Source organism: Lysobacter zhanggongensis (genome assembly GCF_046638635.1).
Classification (GTDB): domain Bacteria; phylum Pseudomonadota; class Gammaproteobacteria; order Xanthomonadales; family Xanthomonadaceae; genus Novilysobacter; species Novilysobacter luteus.
Window position 1 is genome coordinate 1 of record NZ_JBJXHK010000134.1, and the last position, 3,741, is coordinate 3,741.

The window sequence follows — 3,741 nt, forward strand, 5'->3', positions numbered from 1 at the left end:
GAGTCGGCCGCCAACGGCTTGACCGACCCGTTGCGCGCGCGCAGTCTGGCGGCCTGGTTCGACCGCGCCAACCGCGCACGCGACCTGCTGCGCACGACGGCGCGCGCCGACCTGGTGGTCGTCGAACTGCTGCTGGCCTGGCGCGCGGCCGAACCGAAACACGCACCAACGAGGCAGGGGATCGACACATGAACGCAGGTGGCGCCCGCCAGGGCATCCTGTCGCTGGCAGTGAAGGACAAGGCGTCGCTGTACAACGCCTACATGCCGTATATCAAGCACGGCGGCATCTTCGTGCCGACGCCCAAGCGCTACTTCCTCGGCGACGAGGTGTTCCTGCTGCTGACCCTGCCCGAGTCCAGCGAGCGCCTGCCGGTGGCGGGCAAGGTGGTCTGGGTGACGCCGGCGGGCGCGCAGGGCAACCGGCCGGCCGGCATCGGCGTGCAGTTCGGCGATGGCGCCGAGGGCGAGTCGGTCAAGGGAAAGATCGAGGCGCTGCTGGCCGGCCTGCTCAATTCAGAGCGGCCGACCCACACGATGTGATGGCGTCATCCCGCGGATGACGACCGACGGCGCGGGCGCCGTCGCCAGCAGGCTCAGCGCAGCTTCGGCGAATCCCAGCCCGGGCGCGGTGCGAAGCGGTCGCCATGACGGGCCTGCAACTGCTTGAGGCGCTCGAGCAGCGCATCGGCGCCGGTCTCGCGGATGTACTGGATCGGGCCGCCGCGGAACGGTGCGAATCCGGTGCCGAAGATCACGCCGGCATCCAACAGGTCGGCATCGGCCACCACGCCGTCGTGCAGGCAGGCGACCGCCTCGTTGAGCAGCGGTAGCACCAGCCGGTCCTGCAGGTCGTCGGGCGCCTTGTAGTTTTCCGGCAGTTCGGGCTTGACCGCCTTGCCGTCTTCCCACTTGTAAAGACCCTGGCCGTCCTTCTTGCCGCGCTTGCCGGGCTCGGCGCCGCCAGCCAGCGCCGCAGGTACCGGCAGTCCGAGGAAGGGCGACAGTTCGGCGCCGACGCCGGCGGCGACATCCAGGCCGACGGTGTCGACCAGTTCGATCGGGCCCATCGGCATGCCGAACTTCACCGCTGCCTGGTCGATCGCCTTGCCGGGAACGCCCTCCGAATGGGCGGTCACTGCTTCGAGCATGTACGGGAACAGCACCCGGTTGACCAGGAACCCCGGGGTGCCGGCGACCGGCACCGGCAACTTGCCGATCGCCTTGCAGAACGCCGCCAGTCGCGCCTCGGTGTCGGCGCTCATGGCGTCGTGGCGGACGATTTCCACCAGCGGCATCAGCGCCACCGGGTTGAAGTAGTGCAGGCCGGCAAACTGGCCCGGACGCTGCACGCCTTCGCGCAGCTCGGTCAATGGGATCGACGAGGTGTTGCTCGTCAGCAGCGCATCGGGCTTCATCCGCGGTTCGACGCTCGCGTACAGGTCGCGCTTGGCGTCGGCGCGCTCGATGATCGCCTCGATCACCAGGTCCGCGCTCGCCGCGCCTTCGCCTGCCAGGTCGCTCTTCAGCCGCGCCGCGACCGCCGGGCGCTTGCCCTCGTCCTTCACCTTCTTCGCGAACAACTCACCGGCGCGGTTCATCGCGGTGTCGATGAAGCGCTGCTCACGGTCGTTGAGCGTTACTTCGAAGCCCTTGTAGGCCGACCACGCGGCGATGTCACCGCCCATCACACCCGCACCGATGACATGCACGCGGCTGATGCCGTGGTCACGCCCGGCAGTGCCCTTGAGGCGCTCCTGCAGGAAGAAAACACGGATCAGGTTGCGCGCGGTCGGGGTCGACGCCAGCCTGGCAACCGACTTGCGTTCGGCGGCCAGCTTGCGTGCGGTGCCACCGCCGGTGTTCTTCCACGTGTTGATGAGCGCGTACGGCGCCGGGTAGTGCTCCTTGCGGGCCTTGCGCGACACCTGCTTGAGCGTCATCGGCGCGATCACCTGCCGCGCCAGCCAGGTGTTGGTCGCCCAACCCATGAAGCGCTGCTTGAACGGGCGCTGCCGCCCCTTGAGCGCGAGCGCCGCTGCGCTGTCGACCAGCACCGCCTTGTCGACCACTTTGTCGACCAGCCCGTTTGCACGCGCGGCATTCGCCGACAGCGTGCGGCCGGTCAGCATCATGTCGAGCGCCGCGGGGGCGCCGACCAGGCGCGGCAGGCGGACGCTGCCGCCCCAACCCGGATAGATGCCCAGCTTCACTTCCGGCAGGCCGATACGGGTCGAGCCGTCCTTGCTGGCGACGCGATAGTCGCAGGCCAGCGCCAGCTCGGTGCCGCCGCCCATGCAGAACCCGTGGATCGCGGCGACCGTGGGGCAGGGCAGCTCGGCCAGGCGCTGGAACACCTGCTGCCCCCGCTGCAGCGCGCCACCGACATTGCCGGTGGCGTCGAAGCCCTGGAATTCCTTGATGTCTGCCCCGGCGATGAAGCCGCTGTTCTTCGCCGAGCAGAACACGACGCCCTTGGGCGGGTCGATCGCCAGGCGCTCGAGCACGCTGTCGAGTTCGATCAGCACGTCCTGCGACAGTGCGTTGACGGATTCGCCCGCGCGGTCCAGTGCGACCACCATGACGCCGTCGGGACGGGCCTGGGCGCGCCAGTGGGTCAATCGAAGGCCGTCGAGGGTCGGCAGGGCGGTGTCGGGGGAGGCCATGCGGCACCATCCGTTCAGGTATGGGTCAAGCCGCTATCATCCCGAGGTTGTTAGACAGGCGTCAAATGGCGTGACGCCAACGCCTTCCACGCCCCCCGCGGCGGCGTGACCCCTGGCGGTTGCGGGCAGTCGCCGGCGCCCCAATCCTTGCAGCGTGAACTTTTCCCCGACAGGGTTGTCCCATTGTTCGGCCGTGGCCGAGCTGACAGGAGTGCCGGCGCGCGAAATGGCCGATAACAGGTTGGACCAGGAGTTGGACCAAGCACTGGTCAGGCGTGCGCAGCGAGGCGACAGCACCGCGTTCGATGCACTGGTACGCAAGTACCAGCATCGCATCATCGGGTTGATCGGTCGCTACGTGGCTGACTGGAGCGAATGCCAGGACGTGGCCCAGGACACCTTCGTGCGCGCCTACCGGGCGCTGCCGAACTTCCGCGGCGACGCCCAGTTCTATACGTGGCTGCACCGGATCGCCGTGAACACCGCCAAGAACCATCTCGTTGCGCAGAACCGCCGCCCGCCGACCGACGACATCGAAGTCGGCGACGCCGAACAGTTCGACACGGCCACGCGGCTGCGCGACAACGACACCCCCGAGCGGGAACTCATGCGCCACCAGGTGGAACAAACGGTGATGCGCGTGGTCGAAGGGCTGCCCGAGGAGCTGCGCGAGGCGATCACCATGCGCGAAGCCGAGGGGTTGAGCTACGAGGAGATCGCGCAACGGATGGCGTGCCCGATCGGCACCGTGCGCTCCCGGATCTTCCGGGCACGCGAGGCGATCGACAACGAATTGCGTCCCCTGCTGGAAGGCGAAGCCGACCAGCCCGGGGACAACACCCGGTAACGGAGCCCTTGATGTCCAACCATCCCCATCACGACAACGGCCGCGAATCGCTCAGTGCGCTGTTCGACGGTGAACTGCGGGACGATGCCGCGCGGTTCGCGTTGAAGCGCCTGGAGCACGACCACGAGTGGCGCGAGGCCTGTGGTCGCTGGCAGCTCGCTGGCGACGTGTTGCGCGGCCGGGCCGACGCGATGGCGCCGGCCGGTTTCGCCGACCGGGTCGCGGGTGC

At 68.6% G+C, this 3,741-nt stretch carries 4 protein-coding genes and 1 pseudogene; 4 read left to right on the top strand and 1 reads right to left on the bottom strand.

The window, feature by feature from the left end; all coding sequences use genetic code 11:
- Both ACKVMH_RS12980 and ACKVMH_RS12985 read left to right on the top strand, forming a co-directional pair.
- A pseudogene (locus ACKVMH_RS12980) lies at nucleotides 1-192 on the top strand (DNA polymerase III subunit delta'); the annotation flags it as partial.
- Nucleotides 189-542 carry a PilZ domain-containing protein gene (locus ACKVMH_RS12985; protein WP_215219922.1) on the top strand — a complete coding sequence of 118 codons (354 nt, stop codon included), beginning with the start codon at nucleotides 189-191 and terminating at the stop codon, nucleotides 540-542. The pseudogene ACKVMH_RS12980 and the gene ACKVMH_RS12985, both read left to right, overlap by 4 nt.
- 53 nt (nucleotides 543-595) lie before the next feature.
- Here the strand turns inward: ACKVMH_RS12985 and ACKVMH_RS12990 are convergent, their stop codons facing one another.
- Complete coding sequence (locus ACKVMH_RS12990; protein WP_412700607.1) at nucleotides 596-2,665, bottom strand: 3-hydroxyacyl-CoA dehydrogenase NAD-binding domain-containing protein; 2,070 nt, start codon at nucleotides 2,663-2,665, stop codon at nucleotides 596-598.
- Nucleotides 2,666-2,891: 226 nt separating this feature from the next.
- Between ACKVMH_RS12990 and rpoE the strand changes: the two genes are divergently transcribed.
- Nucleotides 2,892-3,512, top strand: a complete 621-nt coding sequence (gene rpoE / locus ACKVMH_RS12995; RefSeq protein WP_412700608.1) for an RNA polymerase sigma factor RpoE — start codon at nucleotides 2,892-2,894, stop codon at nucleotides 3,510-3,512.
- A gap of 11 nt (nucleotides 3,513-3,523) precedes the next feature.
- Nucleotides 3,524-3,741: sigma-E factor negative regulatory protein (locus ACKVMH_RS13000; protein WP_412700609.1), on the top strand; the 218-nt coding region annotated here is incomplete at its 3' end.

Coding starts and splice junctions, on each gene's coding strand:
- rpoE (WP_412700608.1), top strand. CDS start 2,892: ATGGCCGATAACAGGTTGGACCAGGAGTTGGACCAAGCACTGGTCAGG.
- ACKVMH_RS12985 (WP_215219922.1), top strand. CDS start 189: ATGAACGCAGGTGGCGCCCGCCAGGGCATCCTGTCGCTGGCAGTGAAG.
- ACKVMH_RS12990 (WP_412700607.1), bottom strand. CDS start 2,665: ATGGCCTCCCCCGACACCGCCCTGCCGACCCTCGACGGCCTTCGATTG.